Origin of the sequence: Rathayibacter sp. AY1F4 (assembly GCF_002931775.1) — a bacterium.
In the GTDB taxonomy this organism is placed as follows: Bacteria; Actinomycetota; Actinomycetes; order Actinomycetales; family Microbacteriaceae; genus Rathayibacter.
Map to the genome: position 1 here is coordinate 37,705 of NZ_PSVE01000029.1, position 15,119 is coordinate 52,823.

A 15,119-nucleotide genomic window follows, 5' to 3' on the forward strand; every position below is an offset into this window, starting at 1 on the left:
CTTTTCTTGCGTCTCGGCGGAGCGAAGCGGCGATCTCGCGGGGGCGGGCGCACGTCTCCGCCGCCCCTCGGAGGCCCCGCGGTCAGCGGTTGCCCAGGTGTTGTGCAGGTCCCACCCCCCGTCCGGGGCTAGATTCCTCACCGCTTCCGTTTCCCTCCCCTGATCGGGTCGAAGATGGGGCGACACCGTGTCCGCATCCCGAGTGCGGAGACATCCGATCGGACAGGCGCGCCGAACACCCTGGCGGCGCGCTCGATCGGCGAGCCATCCTGAGAGAGAGGATCGGAGCGCGTGACGGGACCCGAACCCGGAAGCGACCAGAGAACAGCCAGCATCGACCACCACCCCGAGAACCTCCGCCTGCTCCCCTGGCCGCAGGCGGACGCCTCCGTCCTGCGCGACACCCTCGCGCACGCGGGCAGCGGACTCGAGAGCGAGAGCGAGATCCTCGTGCGCCACGACCGCTACCTGCGCGGTTGGGCGGACGGCGACGCGTTCTTCTACGTGGTCGAGCTGGACGGACTCTCCGTCGGCTCCATCGGCTATTGGTACGGCTGCTCGCGCGGCGTCGTCGCCTATGAGGCGGCGTGGAGCATCGCTCCGCACGCCCGCGGCATCACCGCGGACTCCGTGCGGATGCTGCTCGAGGAGGCGGCGGCGTTCCCCGTGCCCCGCTTCGTGCACGCCTTCGTGGCGGAGAGCGACCTGGACGCCGGCGCGACCTGCGTCGAGGCCGGCTTCGACCGGATCGACCTCGTCGAGCAGGGCGAGCCGCCGGAGCTCTACGTGGACTGGGCGTTCGACCTGGCCGCCGTGGCCTGATCAGATCCCGTGGCGCTCCAGCCACGGCCGCAGCACCGCGAGGAACTCCTCCGGGTGCTCGAGGCTGGGCAGGTGCGCCGCGTCCTCGAGCACGTGCAGCTCTGCACCGCCCACCTCGGCGGCGAGGTGCTCGCAGACCGGCAGCGACTCCGAGAGGTCGTGCGCGCCCGCCACGACGAGGGTCGGCACGGCGATCTCCCCGAGCCGCTCGCCCGCCGGCCCGGAGGGATCGACCGGGCGGGGGGCCTCCGCCTCATGGCCGACGCCCGTGAGCGCGAGCTCCCGGACCCGCGCGAGGAACTCCGGAGCCACGTCGTCCGCGGAGCGGTCGGGACCCACGGCCCAGAGCTCCGCCTCGACGATCGCCGCGGCCTCCCGCTCGCCCGCGAGCTCCAGCGCCTCGACCTCCCCGAAGCGGCGCTCCTCCTCCGCCGTCAGCGCGGGGTAGTCGAAGCCCGCCAGGCCCGGGGCGATCACGACCAGGCCGGTCACCCGCTCCGGATGCTCGAGCGCCAGGTCGAGCGCGAGCGTTCCGCCCCGCGAGCAGCCGACGACCACCGCGCGCTCGACGCCGAGGTGGTCGAGCACGTCCAGGGCGTCCCGGCGCGGGTCGTACTCCACGTCCTCCGTGCTCGTTCCGCCCGCGCCGCGGACGTCGTAGCGGACCACCAGCCGGTCGCGGGAGAGGTCGGGGACGAGCGGGTCCCACATCCGCAGGTCGGCGATGCCCGCGTGCACGAGCAGCAGGGCGGGCGCGGAGGCGTGGCCGTCCGCCTCCCAGTGGAGGCTCGCGCCGGGGACCTCGAGATGCGGCATGCCGCACACCGTAAGCGCGTCGCGCCGGCGCTGCAACGCCCGGCCACTGCCTAGGGTGGAGGCGCGACAGCGGACGGGCCGCGGCGGGGAGGCGGCGGCGTGGAGGGCGTGCTCACCGGCTTCTCGATCATCGGGGTCGTCATCGCGGTCGGCTACCTGATCGCGCGGTTCCGGATCGTCCCGCCCGAGAGCCGGCTGATCCTGTCGCGGATCGCCTTCTTCGTCACGACGCCGGCGCTGCTGTTCACCGTGCTGTCGCGGGCCGACGTCTCCGTCCTCTTCTCCTCGTTCCTGCTCGTCTCGCTCCTGACGGTGCTGACCGTCGCCCTGCTCTACGTGCTGGCCTCGCGGCTGCTCTTCCCCCGCCCGCTGCCGGAGACGGTGATCGGGACCGCGGCCTCCTCCTACGTCAACGCCAACAACATCGGACTGCCGGTCGCCATCTACGTACTGGGCGATCCGCAGTGGGTGGCCCCGACGCTCCTCCTGCAGCTGATCGTCCTCGCACCGACGATCCTGACGCTGCTCGACGTCTCGACGAGCGGGCGGACCTCGGTCGGTGCGATCCTCACGCAGCCGCTGCGGAACCCGATGATCATCGCCTCCGCCCTCGGCCTCGTCGTCGCCCTCACCGGCGTGGAGCTGCCCGCGCCCGTGCTGCAGCCGTTCTCGATCATCGGCAACGCGTCGATCCCGCTGGTGCTGATCGCCTTCGGCATGTCGCTGCGCGGGCAGCGGCCGCTGGAGGCGGGGCCGGCGCGGGTCGAGGTGGTGGTCGCCTCCGTCCTCAAGTCGCTGGTGATGCCGGCGGTCGCGCTGCTGCTGGGGCGCTTCGCGTTCCACCTCGACTCCGAGCACCTCTTCGTGGTGACGGTGACCGCCGCGCTGCCGACCGCGCAGAACATCTTCACCTTCGCCTCGCGCTACGACCGGGGCGTCGCCGTCGCCCGCGACACGGCCCTCGTGACCACGGTCGCCGCGGTGCCCGTGCTCATCGGGGTGTCCCTCCTGCTGGGCTGAGCGGAGCAGCATCCCCGCCTCCCGCTCGGTCCCGGCGGAGGCGCCGGACGGCCCGCGCATCCGCGTCGCGTGTCCCTCGTCCTGGGACGGGGCCGGTGGCGCGGGCCCGGTCGCACTCCGCCGACCGTCGCTTAGGCTCTCTCGAATGAGCACCACCACGTCCGCCGACCGATCCGCCCGCGGCAGGCCGCGCCGCCGTCGCGGCCTCTGGATCACGCTGATCGTCCTCCTGGTCCTGCTGATCGGCGCCGTCGTCGCGGTGCTCCTCGGCGTGCGCACCTACGACAAGGCGATGACCGTCCGCGACAAGCTGACCGAGGCGATCCCGCTGGTATCGCAGGTGACGGACAGGCTGACGACGTTCGACACCTCCGGTGCGGAGGAGACCGCGGGCCGGATCGCGACCCTCACCGGCGAGGCGCGCGACGAGACCGAGGACCCGGTGTGGCGGGTGATGGAGGTGGTGCCCGTCCTCGGGCCGAACCTGTCCGCGGTCCGCGCCGCGACCGAGATCGCCGACGACGTCTCCGGCCGGATCGTCACGCCGCTCTCCACGACCTCGCTCGACATCCTCAAGCCCGTCGACGGCAGGGTCGACCTCGCGGCGATCACCGAGCTGTCGCAGAAGATCACCGTCGCCAAGGAGGTCGTCGACGCGGCGCAGACCCGCGTCGAGGGCATCGACCGCGGCCCGCTGGTGCCGCAGGTCGCCTCCGCGCTCGACTCCTTCACTCCGCAGCTGGCCACCGCGACCGCGGCGATGGAGCAGGTCGAGCCGCTCACCGCGATCCTCCCCGACTCCCTCGGAGCGTCCGGTCCGCGCCACTATCTGGTGATGTTCCAGAACCTGGCGGAGTCGCAGGCTCTGGGCGGCGGCGCGTCGTCGGTGATGCAGCTCGACGTCGACGGCGGCGCGATCTCGATAGGCCGTCAGCTGGGCAGCGGCGACTTCCGCGGTCTGGCTCCCGTCACCGTCGACCAGAGCGCGCTCGACACCATCGGTGAGAACATGGCGACGACCTTCAACGTCTCGACCAGCCGCCCCGACTTCCCGACGGCCGCCTCGATCGCCTCGCAGTTCTGGGCGCAGAAGTTCCCCGAGCAGAGGATCGACGGCGTCCTCGCGATCGACCCCGTCGCCCTCTCCTACCTCCTCGGCTCGACCGGGCCGGTGACCCTCACCGACGGCACGGTCCTCACGAGCGAGAACACCGTCTCGACCCTGCTCAACGAGGTCTACTTCCGCTACCCGGAGTCGGTCGTGGCCGAGCGCACCGACGAGTTCTTCTCGGAGGCGAGCGCGACGATCCTGGGCAAGATCCTCGGCGGCGAGATGGAGCCGACGAAGATGCTCCCGGCGATCGTGAAGGCGGTCGACGAGAGCCGCATCCTCGCCTACAGCTCCGACGCCGACGAGCAGGCGCTCCTCGCGCCCACGCCGATCGCGGGGGTCCTGCCGCAGACGACGACCGACGGCACGACCACCGGAGTGTTCTTCCAGGACGCTTCGGGCGGCTCGAAGATGGACTACTACCTGAGCACGGCGGTCACGCAGTCGAGCGCGGGCCGGTGCGCCGCCTCCGGCGCGGTCTTCACCACCTCCGTCACCGTGACCAACACGATCTCGAAGGCGGTCGCTCGGACGCTGCCCGGCTACGTCGCCGCGGCCGGCGGGCGCGGTGCGTACCCCCTGGGCGACTTCGTCACCAACATCTACGTCTACGGCCCTCCCGGGACCACGGTGTCGAGCGCGGCCTGGGCCGACGGCACCGGCTACGGACCCGAGAGCCTCGACGACCTCGGCCGTCCCGTCTCGAAGGTCGCCGTGCAGCTCTCGCCCGGCCAGTCCGAGACGTTCGACGTGCAGTTCAGCGCCGGCGACGCCTCCGGCTTCGGCGACCAGACCGTGCGGGTGACCCCGATGATCAACCCCACCGCGGTGACGCTGAACGACGAGCCCGCCTGCGGCTGACCTCGCCGGCGGTCGGCGCCCCGGGTCGGTGCTGGACCAGCGCCGCCCGCTCGACCGCTGACGCGCCCCCGGGTCGGTGCTAGACCAGCGCCGAACCGGGGATCGAGCTCGTCACGAGCGAGGAGGCGAGGAACGCGGTGGCGATGCAGAGCACGAACCCGATGACCGGCACGAGGAACGCGCGACGGCCCACGAGGTAGCGCACGACCGTCACGGCCACGGCGATCAGCGTCAGCGCGGGCGGCCCGATCAGCGCGATCGAGACGCCCCAGTCGATCCGGTCGAAGTCGCAGGCGAAGTTCTGGCCCTCGCACTGCGCGGGGAAGACCGAGAGGATCGCGGCGAGGTAGCCGAGCACGATCGTGAGCAGGCCGAGGGCGAGGCAGCCGAGGATCGAGAGCACGAGGTCCCAGCGGCGCCGGCGCGGCTTCCCGGCGGCGATGATCTCGCCCACCGAGCGGTAGGCGTCGGACCGGAACTCGTCGTGCGCGGCTCCGGGGCGGGCGGTCGCAGGGCGTGCCGTCGCGGGTCGGGCGGCGGGGCGGGAGGCGCCGGCCGAGGCGGCCTGGGCCCGCGCGCGCTTCTTCTTCGACGAGGCCATGCTCAGAAGATCATCGGGCGGTCGTCGTCGAGGGTCGTCTCCAGGTCGAGGTCGACCACCACCGGGACGTGGTCGCTCGGGGCGTCGCCCTTGCGCTCATCCCGGTGGATCGAGGCGCCGGTGACGATCTCGCCGAACGCGGGGGAGCCGAGCACGAAGTCGATCCGCAGCCCCTCGTTGCGCGGGAAGCGGAGCTGCTTGTAGTCCCAGTAGGTGTAGCCCTCGGGCACGAGCGGGCGGACGACGTCGCGCAGGCCCGCGTCCTCGAAGGCGGCGAAGGCGGCGCGCTCGGGGATCGAGACGTGCGTCGATCCGGGGCCGAGGCTCGGGTCGCCCACGTCGCTGTCGAGCGGCGCGACGTTCCAGTCGCCGACCAGGGCGAGCGGCAGGTCGGGCTCGGCGGCCAGCCACTCGCGGGTGCTCGCCTCGAGAGCTGCGAGCCACTCGAGCTTGTAGAGGTAGTGCGGGTCGTCGACCGCGCGGCCGTTCGGGACGTAGAGGCTCCAGACGCGCACGCCGTCGACCGTGGCGCCGATCGCGCGGGCCTCGAGCGGGTAGGAGCCGTCGGCCGCCGCCTCCTTCGCGAAGCCGGGCATGCCCGGGAAGCCGATCTGCACGTCCTCCATCGGCAGGCGCGAGGCGATGCCGACGCCGTTCCACTGGCTGAGCCCGACCATCTCGACGTGGTAGCCGGCGTCGGCGAAGGCCTCGTGCGGGAACTGCTCGGGCTTGCACTTGAGCTCCTGCATGGCGAGGACGTCCACGTCCTCGCGCACGAGCCAGTCGACGACGCGGCCGGTGCGGGCCCGGATGGAGTTCACGTTCCAGGTGGCGATGCGCATCCTGGAAGTGTAGGAGCCGCCGCCGACACGTCTCCTGCGCGTCCTCCGCGCGTCCCGGCGGCCGCGGGCCGGGGGAGTCATCCCCTCGGCGGATTGCGGAACCGGTGTCGGTGGTCGATGGTTGTCTAGCGCCGTCCCGACCGGCCGTTCGTCGTGCCGTCCGGACGCCGCCGCCGCCCGCGCCGTGCGGGCCCGACGGGCTCCTCGGCGCTCCGCGCTCCCCAGCCCGGTCCCCACCCCTCCCGCTCCTGCTCCGCCCCTCCGGAGGACCCATGATCCTGCTCCGCCTCGCCTCCGCCTACGCGAAGCCCTACGCGCGCTGGGTGGCCGCCGTCGTCGTGCTGCAGCTCGTCGCGACGCTCGCCGCGCTCTACCTGCCGAGCCTCAACGCCGAGATCATCGACCAGGGCATCGGCCGCGGCGACACCGACTTCATCTGGGGCACCGGCATGACCATGCTCGGCGTCTGCGTCGTGCAGGTCGCCGCGGCGATCGGAGCCGTCTACTTCGGCGCCCGCACCGCCATGTCCGTCGGCCGCGACCTGCGCCGCGACGTCTACCGCCGCGTCGACTCGCTCAGCGGGCTCGAGGTCGGCGGCTTCGGCACGGCCACCCTGATCACCCGCGGCACGAACGACGTGCAGCAGGTGCAGATGCTCGTGCTGATGACCCTCAACTTCATGGTCTCCGCGCCGATCATGTGCGTCGGCGGCATCGTCTTCGCCCTGCGTGAGGACGCCGGCCTCTCCTGGCTGGTCTGGGTGTCGGTGCCGCTGCTGTTCGTCGTGGTCGGCTTCCTGGTGTTCCTGCTGCTGCCGCTGTTCCGCCTCATGCAGGACCGGATCGACGGGATCAACAGCGTGCTGCGCGAGCAGATCACGGGCATCCGCGTGGTGCGCGCCTTCGTGCGCGAGCCGTTCGAGTCCGAGCGGTACCGCAAGGCCAACGCGGCGATCACCGAGGTGTCGATCAAGGTCGGCAACATCTTCGTGCTGATGTTCCCCGCGATCATGATGATCCTGCACCTGGCCACCGCGGCCGTGCTGTGGTTCGGCGGGCAGCGGGTCGACGCCGGTCAGATGCAGGTGGGCTCGCTCACCGCGTTCCTGCAGTACCTCCTCCAGATCCTCACCGCCGTGATGATGGGCGTCTTCATGGTGATGATGATCCCGCGCGCGGTCGTCTGCGCCGAGCGGATCCAGCAGGTGCTCGACGCCCGCACCAGCCTCACCACGCCCGAGGGCGGAGTCCCGACGCCCGCGCGCGGCCGCGTCGAGTTCTCCGGGGTCGTCTTCGGCTACCCGGGCGCCGAGCGCCCCGTGCTCTCGGGCATCGACATCGTCGCGGAGCCGGGCCGCACCACGGCCGTCGTCGGCTCCACCGGCGCCGGCAAGACGACCCTGCTCGGCCTCGTGCCGCGCCTGTTCGACCCGCAGGAGGGCACCGTCACGATCGACGGCGTGCCCGTCTCCTCCCTCGACCGGGCGCAGCTCGCCGAGGTGATCGGGCTCGTGCCCCAGCGCCCCTACCTCTTCTCGGGGACGATCGCCTCGAACCTGCGCTTCGGCCGCCCCGACGCGACGGACGCCGAGCTGTGGGAGGCGCTGCGCATCGCCCAGGGCGAGGACTTCGTGCGGAGCAAGGAGCACGGGCTCGACGAGCCGGTCTCGCAGGGCGGCACCAACGTCTCCGGCGGGCAGCGCCAGCGGCTCTGCATCGCGCGGGCCCTCGTCGCGAAGCCGCGGGTCTACCTGTTCGACGACTCGTTCTCGGCGCTCGACGTCGCGACCGATGCGCGGCTGCGGGAGTCGCTGGCCGACGCCACCACCGACGCGACCGTGATCATCGTGGCCCAGCGGGTGTCGACCATCCGCCACGCCGACCAGATCGTCGTGCTCGACGCGGGCCGCGTCGTTGGCCGCGGCACGCACGACGAGCTCCTCGAGACGAACGCGACCTACCGCGAGATCGTCGAATCCCAGCTGAGCGTCGAAGGAGTGTCCTGAGATGGCGCGCACACGCGACACCACCGCCCCCGAGGAGACGACGTCCCCCGAGCCCGAGTTCGAGCCCGGCGAGGGCGACGGCGGCATGTTCGGGGACGGGCCGCCCGCCCGCAAGGCGCAGAACTTCTGGCCCTCGGCCAAGCGCCTCTTCTCGCTGCTCGGCCCCGAGCGCGCCCGGATGGTCCTCGTGGTCGCCCTGGTCTCGCTGTCGGTCGTCCTCACCGTCATCGCGCCCAAGATCCTCGGGCAGGCGATGGACACGATCTTCAACGGCGTGATCGGCTCCCAGCTCCCCGCCGGCGTCCCGCTCGAGCAGATCATCGAGCAGCAGCGCGCCTCGGGCAACGGCACCTTCGCCGACATGCTGGCCAAGACCGACATCGTGCCCGGCGCGGGCATCGACTTCGTGGTCCTCGGCCGCCTGATCATCATCGTGCTGCTGATGTACGTCGTCGCGTCGGTGCTCATGTGGGCGCAGGGCTACATCCTCAACGGCCTCGTGATGCGGGTTGTCTTCGACCTCCGCCAGGACATCGAGGCGAAGCTCAACCGCCTCCCGCTGCGCTTCTTCGACACCCGGCAGCGCGGCGACGTGATGTCGCGCGTCACGAACGACGTCGACAACATCCAGACGGCGTTGCAGCAGGCCTTCTCGCAGCTGGTGCAGTCGGTGCTGACCATCGTCGGCATCGCCGCGATGATGTTCATCGTGTCGTGGCAGCTCGCGCTGATCGCGCTGATCTCGATCCCGCTCTCGGGCGTGATCGCGGGCGTCATCGGCGCCCGCTCGCAGAAGCTCTTCGCGGCCCAGTGGAAGAACACGGGCGCGCTGAACGGCCACATCGAGGAGACCTTCTCCGGCCTCGAGATCGTCCGCGCCTTCGGCCGCGACCGCGAGATGCTCGAGGAGTTCGACCGCCGCAACGACAGCCTCTACACCGCCTCGTTCGGCGCCCAGTTCGTCTCGGGCATGATCATGCCCGCGATGACCTTCGTCTCCTACCTCTCCTACGTGCTCATCGCCGTGGTCGGCGGCCTGCGGGTCGCCTCCGGTCAGCTGACGCTCGGCGACGCGACCGCGTTCATCCAGTACTCGCGCGAGTTCACCCAGCCGGTGACCCAGCTGGCGAGCATGGCGAACATGCTGCAGTCCGGCGTCGCCTCGGCCGAGCGCACGTTCGAGCTGCTCGACGCCGAGGAGCAGGAGCCGGAGACGGCGACCGCGTCGCTCCCGCAGCGCACCGACGGCCACGTGGAGTTCGAGAGCGTCTCGTTCTCGTACGACCCGGAGCAGCCGCTGATCGAGGACCTGACCTTCTCGGCGCAGCCCGGGCAGACGGTCGCCATCGTCGGTCCGACCGGGGCGGGCAAGACCACGCTGGTCAACCTGGTCATGCGCTTCTACGAGCTCACCGGAGGGCGCATCCTGCTCGACGGTGTCGACATCACGAGCCTCGCGCGCGGCGATCTGCGCTCGCGCGTGGGCATGGTGCTGCAGGACGCGTGGCTCTTCCAGGGCACCATCCGCGAGAACATCCGCTACGGGCGGTTGGACGCGACCGACGAGGAGATCGTCGACGCGGCGAAGGCCACCATGGTCGACCGCTTCGTGCGCCAGCTGCCCGACGGCTACGACACGGTGCTGGACGCCGACGGCGGCAGCGTCTCGGCGGGCGAGCGGCAGCTGATCACGATCGCGCGCGCGTTCCTCGCGAACCCGTCGCTGCTGATCCTCGACGAGGCCACCTCCTCGGTCGACACCCGCACGGAGCTGCTCGTGCAGCACGCGATGAACGCGCTCCGCACCGACCGGACCTCGTTCGTCATCGCGCACCGGCTCTCCACGATCCGCGACGCCGACACCATCCTGGTGATGGAGTCGGGCCGGATCGTCGAGCAGGGCGCGCACGAGGCGCTCCTGAAGCAGCGCGGCGCCTACTACGAGCTCTACATGACCCAGTTCCGCGGAGGAGGCGACGAGGCGGGCGAGCACGCCGCAGCGGGCGCGCTCCCGAGCGGGGGAGGGGTCGCCCCGTAGAGTAGGCGCGTGACCGACGCACGCCAGCAGCTCATCGAGTACATCGGCTCCGACGCCGTCTTCCACGGGGACTTCACCCTCACGAGCGGCAAGAAGGCGTCGTACTACGTCGACCTGCGCCGCGTGAGCCTCGACCACCGCGTCGCGCCGCTGATCGGGGAGGTCATGCTCGACCTCATCGCGCCGATCGAGCGCGTCGACGCCGTCGGAGGCCTCACCATGGGCGCCGACCCGATCGCCGCCGCGATCCTCCACCAGGGCGCCGCCCGCGGTCTCGCCTACGACGCGTTCGTCGTGCGCAAGGAGCCCAAGGACCACGGCCGCGGCCGGCAGGTCGAGGGCCCCGACCTCGAGGGCAAGCGCGTCGTCGTCGTCGAGGACACGTCCACCACCGGCGGCTCGCCGCTGAAGGCGATCGAGGCCCTGCTGAAGGTCGGCGCCGAGATCGCAGGAGTCGCCGTCGTCGTCGACCGCGCGACCGGGGCCCGCGAGATCATCGAGGACGCCGGCTACCCGTACTTCGCCGCGATCGGTCTGGCCGACCTCGGCCTGAGCTGATGGTCGACGAGGGGGGACGCGGCGGGGGCCCGGGAGGCGGCGAGCACCCGGAGCCGGAGCGCCGCGGGTCCGAGCCTGCCGGATCGGAGACCTCCGAGCCGGAGCGTGCCGAGCCGGAGCGACCCGAGCCGGAGCGTCCCGTCGGCAGCAGCGAGTGGCTGCTCCAGCAGCTCAGCGGCGGCCGCCTGAAGAGCATCTTCGACTCGCCCCGCCCCGTCCCTCCCGTGGAGGAGTCGCGCGCGGAGCGGACGTCCGGTCCTGCTGAGTCCGCAGCCGACGAGGCCCACGCGTCAGCGGAGGAGCGGAGCGTTGCGAGCGAGTCGGCCTCCTCCGCCGACGCAGCCGGACCGTCTTCGAGCGACCGTGACAGCGACAGCGACTCCGACGCTGCGTCGCGCCGTGCCCCTGCCGCTCCGGTCGGCCTGTGGCCGGGGGAGCCCGTGCTGAGCGCGACGTCCGCCGCCGAGGAGGACGGCGGCGACCTCCCGGACCCCGCGGACGACTCCGCTCGGGTGGAGGAGCAGGACGCCGACGCCGACCGCGGAACGGTCGTGGAGCCGGAGCGCTCCTCCGACCGCGACGGCGTCTCCGCCGAGGGACGGAGCTCTCGGGGCGGCGACACGGGAGTCCCCGACACGGGAGCCCGCGCCGTGGGAGCGCCCGAGACGGATGCCCGCGAGGCGAGTGCCCGCGAGACGGGTGCCGGTGGGACGACTGCCCGCGAGACGAGTTCCTCCGACGCGGACGTGTCCGACGAGGACGACTCCGACGAGGACGCCTTCGACGCGTTCTTCGCCCCCCTCCGCGACGACGCGGACGGCTCCGGCTCCGACGCCTCCGCCGATGCCGGCCGCACCGAGGTGCACCGCCGCGGGGCGGACTCCGTGCGCCCGGTGCTGCCGCACACCGACCCTCCCGCCGACCTGCCGACCGCCCCCGCCGGACTGCGCAGCGCCCACCGGCCGGACGACGAGCCCGATGCCGGATCCTCGACCGACGTCGACCCGGCGGACCGCTCCGGCGCCCTCTACCCCGCTGACGGACGCCCGGTCGGCGCGACCCCGCCGACTCCGCGCGAGCCGACTCCGCCCGCCGTCTACGAGTGGCCCGACCCGCGCGGGGACTGGGACCAGCCGCCCGTGTGGGAGCAGGTCGTCGCTCCGCATGACGAGCCCGACGAGGACGGCGGCGACGAGGAGCTGTGGCGCGAGACCGCCGGCGCCTACTCGTGGAACCTCGAGCCGGCCGCCGAGCCCGCCGACCGCGCCGAGCCCGCGCCCTTCCGCACCGCTCCCGCGGCCGCCCACGTCAACGCCGCTCCGCCGCGGAAGCGCCGCTCCGCCCGGTCCCGACCCGAGAGCCGCGAGCGCGACTCGGCGCCCGCCGCGGCACCCGCGTGGCGCACGCTCAGCCGACGCCGGCTCCTGATCGGCCTGATCGCTGCGGGTGCGGTGATCCTCCTCGCCGGGCTCTTCGCGATCGGCATCGCCGTCGGGAGCGCCGGCGGCCGGGCCGAGCCGCAGGCCGCCCCGGTCGTCAGCGAGACGCCCGCGGCGGAGCCGACCCCCTCGCCCACTCCGACCGCGACCCTCCCGACCGTCGGACCGCTGCCCGTCGGCACCTGGGCCTGGAGCGCGCTCCTCGGCGGCGAGTGCGTCGAGCCCTTCGACTCCGTCTGGGCGGAGGAGTTCACCGTCGTGGACTGCGCGAACGCCCACTCCGCCCAGCTCGTCGCCACCGCGGAGCTGACCGACGCGGCGTTCCCCGGCCAGGACGCCCTGGCCGTCACCGTCTCCTCGCTCTGCCAGGCGCAGGGCGTCGTGGACGTCGCCGCGGCCGAGACCTACGGCGACGTGCAGGTCGCCGGTGCGTTCCCCGTCACCCAGGAGCAGTGGGACGCGGGCGAGCGCAGCTACTACTGCTTCGTCGACCGGGCGGGCGGCGGCGGGCTGACCGGCTCCCTCGCCGGCACTCCCGCGGCCTGACGCGCGCCGTCCCGCAGGCCTCGGAGGATGCCGCCGGGCACCGGCCCGGTGCACCCGGCCGAGCCGCGGAGCGCCCAGTAGGATCGCTCGTCGTGCAGGAGAACGAGGCGACCCCCGCGACCGGACCCACTGCCTCCGTGGAGCTCACCACGAACGGCGTCGGCCCCTGGCAGGGGGAGCGGCCCGAGGACGACCGCCTCGACCCGGAGCTGCTGGAGCGCGGCGACGCGCGCAACGTGGTCGACCGCTTCCGCTACTGGCGGATGGACGCGATCGTCGCGGAGCTCGACCGCACGCGGCACCCGTTCCACGTCGCGATCGAGAACTGGCAGCACGACATGAACATCGGCTCGATCGTCCGCAGCGCCAATGCGTTCGGCGCGGAAGGCGTCCACATCGTCGGCCGGCGGCGCTGGAACAAGCGCGGCGCGATGGTCACCGACCGCTACCAGCACGTCCAGCACCACGAGACGGTGGCCGACCTCGTGCAGTGGGCCGCGGAGGCGGACGTGCCCCTCCTCGCCGTCGACAACGTCCCCGGCTGCGTGCCGCTCGAGACGTACCGGCTCCCCGAGCGTTGCCTCCTCCTGTTCGGGCAGGAGGGACCCGGCCTCTCGGAGGAGGCGATCGCCGCCTCGGAGGCCGTGCTCGAGATCACGCAGTTCGGCTCGACCCGGTCGATCAACGCCTCGGCGGCGGCAGCCGTCGCGATGCACGCCTGGGTGCTGCAGCACGTCCGCTTCTGACCCCCGCGAGCCGCGGTCCCCCGTCAGGAACCGGCGCCCGACCCGCTGCCGGGCCGCCGGGACTCAGACCGCCGAATCCGGCGGGAACTCCGACTCCAGCGGCTCCGACGACAGGAGCTCGTGCACCCCGCTCAGCACCTCGTCCGGGCGGAACGGATAGCGCTCGATCTCGGCCTCGTCGCTGATCCCCGTCAGCACCAGCACAGTGTGCAGGCCCGCCTCGATGCCCGCGACGATGTCGGTGTCCATCCGGTCGCCGATCATCCCGGTGTTCTCGCTGTGCGCGCCGATCTTGTTCATCGCCGAGCGGAACATCATCGGGTTCGGCTTGCCGACGACGTACGGATCCTTACCCGTCGCCTTCGTGATGAGCGCCGCGATCGCCCCCGTCGCCGGGAGCACGCCCTCGGCGCTCGGCCCCGTCGCATCGGGATTGGTGACGATGAAGCGCGCACCCGCGACGATCAGGCGGATCGCCTTCGTGATCGCCTCGAAGCTGTAGTTGCGGGTCTCGCCCACGACCACGTAGTCCGGCGCCGTCTCCGTCATGATGAAGCCCGCCTCGTGCAGCGCAGTGGTGATCCCCGCCTCGCCGATCACGAAGGCGCTCCCGCCCGGCTTCTGCGACGCGCAGAAGTCCGCCGTCGCCAGGGCGCTCGTCCAGATCCGCTCCTCCGGCACGTGCAGCCCCGACCCGCGCAGCCGCGCCGCCAGATCCCGCGGCGTGAAGATCGAGTTGTTCGTCAGCACCAGGAACGGGGTGCCCGAATCGGTCCACTCCTGGATCAGCTCGGGCGCGCCGGGGAGCGCCTTGTTCTCGTGCACCAGCACGCCGTCCATGTCCGTGAGCCAGGCCTCGACTTCACTGCGGTTCGTCGCCATGGGTCGATGCTATCGGCGGCACCCCCGCGCACGACGGCGACGACCGGCGAACCGCCCGGCTCCCTCCGCTGATGCCCCTGTGGAGGGACGACCGTCGTGCGCCGGACGGCCGGACCCCGGACCCGCACAGCCACGAGCGGGATAGCCTGGGAGGCATGAGTGGCGAGAACCTGCTGGGCCCCGAACCGACCCTCCTCCCCGACGAGCCCGCGGTCACCGCGGCCCTCGCGAAGCACGCGAGCCCGGGAGCCGTCGAATTCGCCGCCCTCGCCGCCGCCCACCCGCGCTCCCCGCTGGCCTGGGCACTGCTCGCCGACAGCGTCTGGGGCATCGACGCGGCCCTCCCCTCCTACGCCTACGCGCGCGTCGGCTACCACCGCGGCCTCGACCTCCTCCGCGGAGCAGGCTGGCGCGGCCAGGGCCCCATCCCCTGGCGCCACGGACCCAACCGCGGATTCCTGCTCTCCCTCTACGCCCTCCGCCGCGCCGCCGACTCCATCGGCGAGACCGAGGAGGTCACCCGCCTCACCCAGTTCCTCCAGCAGGCCGACCCGGTCGCCATCGAGGAGATCGAGCGGTACCACGAGGACGCGTTACCCCCTACCGCCGCCATCATCATCCTCGGCAACGACTAGGCGCCGCCCGGGTGCGGTTCTGGCGGCGTTGTCGTCGGGCGCCGTAGCGCCGCTACGGCTTCCTCCTCCGCCTTGCCAGAACCGCACCCGGACGCCGCCTAGCCCTGTGCTGGTGGGAGGGGCGCCGTGCCGGGGGCACGAGCGCGGGGCGCCGTGCCCCCGGCACGGCGCCCCTCCCACCAGCACAGGGCTAGGC

At 72.5% G+C, this 15,119-nt stretch carries 13 protein-coding genes; 9 read left to right on the forward strand and 4 right to left on the reverse strand.

Features of this window, described 5'->3' with window-relative positions:
- The first annotated feature begins 291 nt into the window (after positions 1-291).
- Complete coding sequence (locus C5C59_RS15360) at positions 292-822, forward strand: hypothetical protein (RefSeq protein ID WP_104239198.1); 531 nt, start codon at positions 292-294, stop codon at positions 820-822.
- Here the strand turns inward: C5C59_RS15360 and C5C59_RS15365 are convergent, their stop codons facing one another.
- Complete coding sequence (locus C5C59_RS15365; protein ID WP_104239197.1) at positions 823-1,638, reverse strand: alpha/beta fold hydrolase; 816 nt, start codon at positions 1,636-1,638, stop codon at positions 823-825.
- 99 nt (positions 1,639-1,737) lie between these two features.
- On the opposite strand from C5C59_RS15365, the gene C5C59_RS15370 reads away from it, so the two are divergent.
- On the forward strand, positions 1,738-2,658 hold the full coding sequence (locus C5C59_RS15370; protein ID WP_104222809.1) for an AEC family transporter: 921 nt from the start codon (positions 1,738-1,740) through the stop codon (positions 2,656-2,658).
- Between the two features lie 145 nt (positions 2,659-2,803).
- Positions 2,804-4,630, forward strand: a complete 1,827-nt coding sequence (locus C5C59_RS15375; protein WP_104239196.1) for a DUF4012 domain-containing protein — start codon at positions 2,804-2,806, stop codon at positions 4,628-4,630.
- Positions 4,631-4,709: 79 nt separating this feature from the next.
- Here C5C59_RS15375 and C5C59_RS15380 read toward each other — a convergent pair whose 3' ends face one another.
- Together C5C59_RS15380 and C5C59_RS15385 are read right to left on the reverse strand one after the other, a co-directional pair.
- Complete coding sequence (locus C5C59_RS15380; protein ID WP_104239195.1) at positions 4,710-5,231, reverse strand: DUF6264 family protein; 522 nt, start codon at positions 5,229-5,231, stop codon at positions 4,710-4,712.
- A 2-nt stretch (positions 5,232-5,233) separates the two neighbouring features.
- The gene (locus C5C59_RS15385) at positions 5,234-6,073 is read right to left on the reverse strand and encodes an exodeoxyribonuclease III (RefSeq protein ID WP_104239194.1); all 840 of its coding nucleotides are present in this window, start codon (positions 6,071-6,073) and stop codon (positions 5,234-5,236) included.
- 272 nt (positions 6,074-6,345) lie between these two features.
- Here C5C59_RS15385 and C5C59_RS15390 point away from each other — a divergent pair, with 272 nt between their 5' ends.
- From C5C59_RS15390 to C5C59_RS15410, 5 genes are all read left to right on the forward strand, one after another.
- A complete protein-coding gene (locus C5C59_RS15390; RefSeq protein ID WP_104239193.1) occupies positions 6,346-8,079 on the forward strand; it encodes an ABC transporter ATP-binding protein in 1,734 nt (577 codons plus the stop codon).
- Position 8,080: 1 nt separating this feature from the next.
- Entirely contained in the window at positions 8,081-10,117 is a 2,037-nt protein-coding gene (locus tag C5C59_RS15395; protein ID WP_104239192.1) for an ABC transporter ATP-binding protein, read from the forward strand.
- 9 nt (positions 10,118-10,126) lie between these two features.
- The gene (gene pyrE / locus C5C59_RS15400) at positions 10,127-10,675 is read left to right on the forward strand and encodes an orotate phosphoribosyltransferase (RefSeq protein ID WP_104239191.1); all 549 of its coding nucleotides are present in this window, start codon (positions 10,127-10,129) and stop codon (positions 10,673-10,675) included.
- Complete coding sequence (locus tag C5C59_RS15405) at positions 10,675-12,660, forward strand: septum formation family protein (RefSeq protein WP_104251310.1); 1,986 nt, start codon at positions 10,675-10,677, stop codon at positions 12,658-12,660. Before pyrE ends, C5C59_RS15405 begins: the two co-directional genes overlap by 1 nt.
- 92 nt (positions 12,661-12,752) lie before the next feature.
- Positions 12,753-13,406 carry a TrmH family RNA methyltransferase gene (locus tag C5C59_RS15410; protein WP_104225722.1) on the forward strand — a complete coding sequence of 218 codons (654 nt, stop codon included), beginning with the start codon at positions 12,753-12,755 and terminating at the stop codon, positions 13,404-13,406.
- A gap of 63 nt (positions 13,407-13,469) precedes the next feature.
- Here C5C59_RS15410 and C5C59_RS15415 read toward each other — a convergent pair whose 3' ends face one another.
- Positions 13,470-14,288 (reverse strand): HAD-IIA family hydrolase, encoded by an 819-nt coding sequence (locus tag C5C59_RS15415; RefSeq protein ID WP_104225721.1) that lies wholly within the window; start codon positions 14,286-14,288, stop codon positions 13,470-13,472.
- Between the two features lie 155 nt (positions 14,289-14,443).
- Between C5C59_RS15415 and C5C59_RS15420 the strand changes: the two genes are divergently transcribed.
- Positions 14,444-14,923 carry a DUF3151 domain-containing protein gene (locus C5C59_RS15420; protein ID WP_104239685.1) on the forward strand — a complete coding sequence of 160 codons (480 nt, stop codon included), beginning with the start codon at positions 14,444-14,446 and terminating at the stop codon, positions 14,921-14,923.
- The last annotated feature ends 196 nt before the right edge of the window (positions 14,924-15,119 follow it).